We start from the raw sequence: 6,654 nt of genomic DNA on the forward strand, positions 1-6,654 counted from the left end.
TAGCGGAAAGCCCGACCCCTTGCGCAGCTTGGGGGCACCCCCAAAAGCAAGTACAAAGGGTGAAGTACGAAGTACTTAAATATGTAAGATGTACGATGTGGGGTGTATGATGTAAAGGACATGTAAGATGTTAGGTGTGGGATGTACGATGTAAGCAAGTACGAAGAGTGAAGTACGAAATACTTTTTTTATGTTAGATATTTGATGTGGGATGCACGATGTAAAGGAAATGTAAGATGCTAGGTGTGGGACGTACGGTGTAAAAGAGATGTGACAATATGTTAATTACGATAAAATTTTTTGCCAGTCCAATTACTCAACGGTTGGTTATAAATAGTGAACGGCGGAAACAAACCTATCTGTGGCAATAGAACTTTTATAGCCTTCATATGCAGGGTATGCCATGACAAGATTAGCTTAACTTTAATGGCTCCTGAAAAACACTTATGCCCCTTTTAGCCAAAACTATTTTAATCTTACTTGCAGCTATGGCCGGCACTGCAATAAATGCACAGGTGCCGGACGAAAACCAGTTTACCCGTTACACTACTGCGGAAGGTTTATCGTCTAACGTTGTTACTGGTATTGTGCAGGATAACAAGGGTTTTATATGGATAGCTACCTCTAATGGTTTAAACCGGTTTGACGGCAGCAGCTTTAAAAAATTTGACAAAAGCACGCCTAAAACAAGCCTGCCCAATAATTACATTTATAAACTAAAAATAAAAAATGGCAACCGCCTTGTCGGCAGTACGCTGGGTGGCGCATTCGCTGTAAATACAGATACTTATGTGTTTACATCGTTACTGGTACCTGCCTCAAAGGAGCTGTATACTTATCACAATACCGGCAGGGATGCATGGCTGGATGCGCAAGGCAATTACGTTGTTTCTACCCGTTCCGGCCTGTTTATATTTGACAGCGCAGGCATACTGTTGCGGGAAAATGTAACCGAGAGGATGCCTGAACTGGATAAGCTGCCGCCCAACTACGGAACCGATCTGTATGAATTGCAAAGTGGTGTGATTATGCACAACAATCCCTACACTTTTATATTTTCCCGCTATGACCCGTTTAAGCAACAAATTGAAATACCGGATAAAGAATCCGCTGATTTTTTAAGGAGCAGGTATATCAGCAAACGAACAGGTCTTGAAACACGTTGCATTTGGGGGCCTGGTAACAATCTTTTCTTTTTTAACGAGCAAATTAATGGAGTAGAAGTGGGTGATGTTGATAAAAGCAATTTTGTGTCTTCCATATTGCCATTTGATTTAAAAACGGAGATTAGTTGGCGTACTCATTTCTGGGAACTTTCACCAACGAGTATTGCTGTTAATTCCAACTCAACCGGTTTTTATATACTCAATTTTAACCCCCAGACCCGCAAGGTAACCTGTGATGGCGTGAAGTATTTTCCAGGTAAGCATTGCTACGCTATACTAAAAGACAAAGATGGTTTTGTATGGGTGGGTACAGAGAATGGCCTGTACAAGCAACGCTTTACCATGAACCTTTTTAAAAACATTAACCTGGCAAAATTGCCTGGGGGAAATGAAACAGTACTGGTAAAAGATATTGAAGTGGCTGATGGTAAAATTTTTCTTGCCTCGCTGAACCTGCATGGCTTGCTGGTGTTGGATAAAACTACTTTTACACTCCGGAGTAAGATTTTGTTTGACCCTGGCGACCCACCTTCCAACGATTTATTTAATCTTTTGCGCATTAGTGAAGACACATTATGGGCCGGTACCAACAGGGGTATTTACTGGGTTAATATTAAAACATTGCAAAGCGGCAAGGTAAGCATACCGGCCTCGCCTGAACGGCATACAATGACACCTAGTTTTGTGTACCTGCGTGACTCGAAGAACAATGCCTGGGCAGGTTTTAACCGGTATAAAGGCAGCGAAGAGCTGGATATTTACAATCCTGCTGCAGGTGTGTTTACTGCTGTATCAAGAGAAGAAAACCCATTGTTTAAGCCATTGGCAATAATTTCGTCGCTGGCAGAAGATAAACAAGGTAATGTATGGATTGGTGGCGCTAACGGTATTTGCCGCTGGAATACCGGCAGTAAAAAAATAGACCAGTCCCTGCTCTTCCCCAAAGTATCTGCCTGCAACAACGGCAGGTTGGATGTGGTAGGCATTGACGAAAACAACAGTGCCTGGCTGATTAACCCAGATAATGAAATAATAGAGTACAATTTAAATACGGGTGCAACATACCTGCGGCTGCCGCAAGCCAAGATAGGCGAGATGGTAAAATGCTTTAAGCTTATACCCGGCAGCATATGGATGGGAACCGATGATGGCCTTATACGTTTTGATACCCGCGATTACTCCCTGCAAAAATTTAATGCCGGCGATGGGTTGCCAGCTATAAGTACATCCATACAGGACCAGAACATGTTTTACGATTCTACAGAACAATTGCTGTACCATGCCACCAGGTATTACCTTACACTGTTCAATACACCTAAAAAGGCACTTAACCTTGTAAGGCCAGCTTTGGTAATTGAAGACATCACTACATCCGACAGCTCTTACTATAATGTAACGGGGCCTGTTACGCTTGATTACCATCAGTCTAACATACAGGTGCATTTTACCGCCATCAATTATTCCAACCCGGAATGCAACCTTTTTGAATATCGTTTTCTTTCTTCCAAAGACAGCGCCTGGCAAAAGCTTTCCAACAAAAACATCCTTAACCTGTATGGCCTTCCGGCTGGTAACCACCTTATCCAGATAAAGCTTACCTCCGAAAACAACAGGTGGCCGGAACAGGTAAAAGAGCTTTCGTTGATGGTGGTACCCCCTTTTTATCAAACATGGTGGTTCAGGCTAATTGCATTGGTTTCGCTGGCAGGGTTATTCATGCTCATTTACCGCAAAGGACTGACAACCGTACGTGAAAAGGCAGATATGGACAGGCTGTTATCTGAATACGAATTCAAAGCCCTTCATGCGCAGATGAACCCGCATTTTATCTTCAACAGCCTGGGCAGCATCAAGCAAATGATAATGGCCAATGAAACAGAAAATGCATCCCGCTATCTTAACAAGTTCGCTAAACTTATCAGGCTAACACTGGAACATTCCATGAAGGATTCTATCGCCTTAAGCGATAATAACGGTTACCTGCAGAATTACCTGGTTATGGAGCAGCTAAGGCTTAACAATTCATTCGGCTTCAGCATAATAACTGCAGCTAATATTGACGATGCCCATACCATGATACCACCATTCATGATACAGCCACTTGCTGAAAACGCTATCTGGCATGGACTGCAATCCATCAGCGGAGAAAAAATACTGCGCATAGAGTATGCTGAAGAAGAGGATATGCTTATCTGCAAGGTGGATGATAATGGCGTAGGCATTAACAGCACCAGGAATACTTCAAAGGACCATCATTCCATAGGGCTGGAAAACCTGAATAAACGGCTGCAGTTATTAAACAGCAAATACGGTTATAAAGCGCAACTGGTGCTTACCGATAAAAGCACTGGTGGCGGTACGCAACGCGGTACGGTGGCAACACTGCTCTTGCCCTTGCTCAAAACGGTATAAAATCAAAACATCACTTATGATCACAACCATTCTTGTAGATGATGAATTGCGGTTGTTAAGCAGCCTTAGCAATATGATTGAGTTGTATTGCCCCCAGCTAACAGTTACCGCCATGTGCGATAACCCGGCAACGGCCATAGATAAAATAAAAACCATGCAGCCGGGGCTGGTATTTCTTGATATATCGTTGCCGGGTAAAACGGCATTCGATCTTTTGCGTGAAATTGGTGACATTAATTTTGCTATCATTTTTGTTACCGCACACAACAACTATATGGAACAGGCATTTAAGTTCAGCGCAATAGACTACCTGCTGAAACCTGTTGACGAGGAAGACCTTGTTAAAGCCGTTCACAGGGCAGTAAAAAGAGTGGAGGAGCAAAGCTTTCGCAACAGCATGGCTTCGCTGCTGCACAATATGCAAAAGCACAGTATAGATGGCGACCCCAAGCTGTGCATTCCTATTTTAAACGGTTTTGAAATGATCAGTGTTTCAGAAATTGTTTTTTGCGAGGCTGATGGCGCCTACACAAATTTTCATTTAACCAGCGGTAAGAAATTATGTGCGTCGCGTCCGTTGCTTGATTATGAATTGCTGCTGCAGGATAAGATGTTTACCCGCATACACAAGTCTTATCTAATCAACACGAGATATATAAAAAAATACATCAAGGGCGAGGGAGGCACAGTAGTCATGAATAATGGGTCGGAGATATCCGTAAGCCGCAGGAAAAAAGAACTGTTCCTGGAAATGATCCGGGAAAATTTCCACCACTAAGCGATAAGCATTAAATAATTTCAAAGGCCGGAAAACATAAGTTTTTTGCAGTTGCAGGCAAAAAACAAAAAGGGACTACTTTTTAAGTAATCCCTTTTCTGTGATCCCGCTGGGATTGGTAAGGCAATTTTTAATCTTACATAGTCTTATCTTTTGTTATTTTAATTTGTTGATTTTCAGTATTTTATAACTTTTTACAATTTCTTTCCATTATATCTTTACTACGGTTAATAACATCTTAATAGACTAAAAAATAGACTAAATTATGTTATTACCTATCAAGCCTATTTGCAAGAAAACGAAGATGAGGCGTGATGGCACCTCGCTTATTTGCATACAGTATTGTTTACGCTCCGAAAAGAGAACAGAAGTAAGTACAGGAATTTCTATTCCTCCGGCATTCTGGAATAGAAAAAGTTTAAAAGTGACATCCGACCTCCCGGCAGTCTTTGGAGTTCCTGACGTTTTAAACAATGAGGTGAAACGAATGACAAGGCTGGCCGAGGATATCGTATCTTTCGCCATAGCAAACAAGATTCCTGATCCACTGCATTTTCTTAAGAAGACCTTTAGGCCAGACTTTGATATTTCAAGATTGGAAGAAAAAGCTAAAGAGGTGGAAGAACCCAACATTAACCTGGATGTTTTTTTTCAGATTGAAGAATATATCAATTCTAAAAGAAAACAGGTAACGCCTAAAATGATCAATGTCTATAATAACATGCGGGATACATTGAAAGCATTTCAGGATCATCGTAAAACCCCAATCAGCTTTAAGTCTTTTGATTTCAATTTTTATGAGGAATTCGTTGACTATATGACATATGAGCATATTCAGCGAAGAAGGAAAGAAATAGTCAAGGGGTTCAAGATCAGTACCATAGGCAAAACTATTAAACAGTTGCGTATTTTTTTACGTAACAGGATACGAAGAAAAATTATTGCACCAATTAATCTAGAGGATTTTAGAATACTTGATGAAGAAACGGACGCAGTTTACTTGACATTAGGTGAGATTAACCACATATATGAAATGGACTTGTCTGCCCATCCATACCTATGTAAGTACCGAGACCTCTTTGTCTTCGGTTGTCTAACAGGACTTCGCTTTTCTGACTTTTCAACAATCAGTTCAGATGACGTGAGAGGCAGGATGCTTTATAAGAAACAGAATAAATCAGATCATTGGGTTGTTATTCCCTTAAGGGACGAAGCTTACAATATATTTATGAATTATAAAAAGAACATACCAAACATCACTAACTCCGATTTTAATTTCTATATTAAAGAAGTCGCTAAACTTGCCGGCATTAATGCATTAATCAAGTTTTCCCATAAAAAGGGAAATAAAGACATAGTGGAAGTTAAACCAAAATATGCCTGGATCACTTCACATACCTGTCGTCGTTCTTTCTGCACCAATGAATTTTTGGCAGGAACACCGGTTGATCTCATTATGAAAATCAGTGGGCATAAAAGCCTGCGGGATTTTTATCGATATATACGTATCACCCCTGAGGAAGCGGGCCATAAAATAAGGCAGCTTTGGGAAAAACGTGGGGATATGAAGATTGTCAATTGCAAATCTTAAAGTCGAAGCAATTCCTGCAATCTTATCAATGGAATTGTATGTTGCATTATCCTGCTCTGATGACATCTAGGAAGGAATGTCTGCATAAGGGGTGGTAGATGTATCTACATTCAATTCGGCATTCCTCCCTTGCTTACATGATAAATTAGACCATCTAATATGTGCAGACGTCAGATTGCAGTATACACAAAATGTGTGAAAGGCCTGATAATACGAAGGTATTTCTGGTTGTTGCTAGTGGTGGTAGCGATTCTGAAGGCCCGACAGAATAAATCGACCTCACTAAAAATCCCGCCGGGAAAGCTCGGACGAGTCGTTACTTATCTCCACCTTATAGAACTTGTCAATAAGTGATTGACTTTTAAATAATTGCAACACTTATCACTTTTTTAGCCTTGAACTTTACAAAGGGTAGCAACAATTTATTCGACTAAAAATTCGACTAATTATGTTGTTTCCAATCAGACCAATTTGCAATCCAGGGAAAACCCGCAGAGACGGAACAAGTCTTATCCAGATTCAGTATTGTTACAGTGGAGACAAAAAAACACTGCTTAATACCGGTATAGCGATACCGCCACCGTACTGGATGAAAAGACGCTTATCCATTTCTGATGATTTGCCAGCAATTTATGGCAACCTTATGAATTTAAATAGTGAACTCAAGCGAATGCTGCGCATTGCGGAAGATATCGTTGAGTTTTCTA

The 6,654-nt window shown here is 40.8% G+C and carries 4 protein-coding genes; all 4 read left to right on the plus strand.

All coding sequences use genetic code 11. The annotated features are described in order from the left end of the window. Positions 1-488 precede the first annotated feature (488 nt). Positions 489-3,578: a sensor histidine kinase gene (locus tag F0364_RS27620; RefSeq protein WP_207632916.1), complete on the plus strand. Its 3,090-nt coding sequence runs from the start codon at positions 489-491 to the stop codon at positions 3,576-3,578. Positions 3,579-3,594: 16 nt separating this feature from the next. Then, entirely contained in the window at positions 3,595-4,356 is a 762-nt protein-coding gene (locus F0364_RS27625) for a LytR/AlgR family response regulator transcription factor (RefSeq protein WP_153801063.1), read from the plus strand. 265 nt (positions 4,357-4,621) lie between these two features. After that, positions 4,622-5,947: a tyrosine-type recombinase/integrase gene (locus tag F0364_RS27630; RefSeq protein ID WP_153801064.1), complete on the plus strand. Its 1,326-nt coding sequence runs from the start codon at positions 4,622-4,624 to the stop codon at positions 5,945-5,947. A 448-nt stretch (positions 5,948-6,395) separates the two neighbouring features. Continuing rightward, positions 6,396-6,654, plus strand: a 259-nt coding sequence (locus tag F0364_RS27635; protein ID WP_235921332.1) for an Arm DNA-binding domain-containing protein, incomplete at its 3' end; no start/stop codon positions are given.

Origin of the sequence: Foetidibacter luteolus (assembly GCF_009650435.1) — a bacterium.
GTDB classification, from domain to species: Bacteria; Bacteroidota; Bacteroidia; order Chitinophagales; family Chitinophagaceae; genus Foetidibacter; species Foetidibacter luteolus.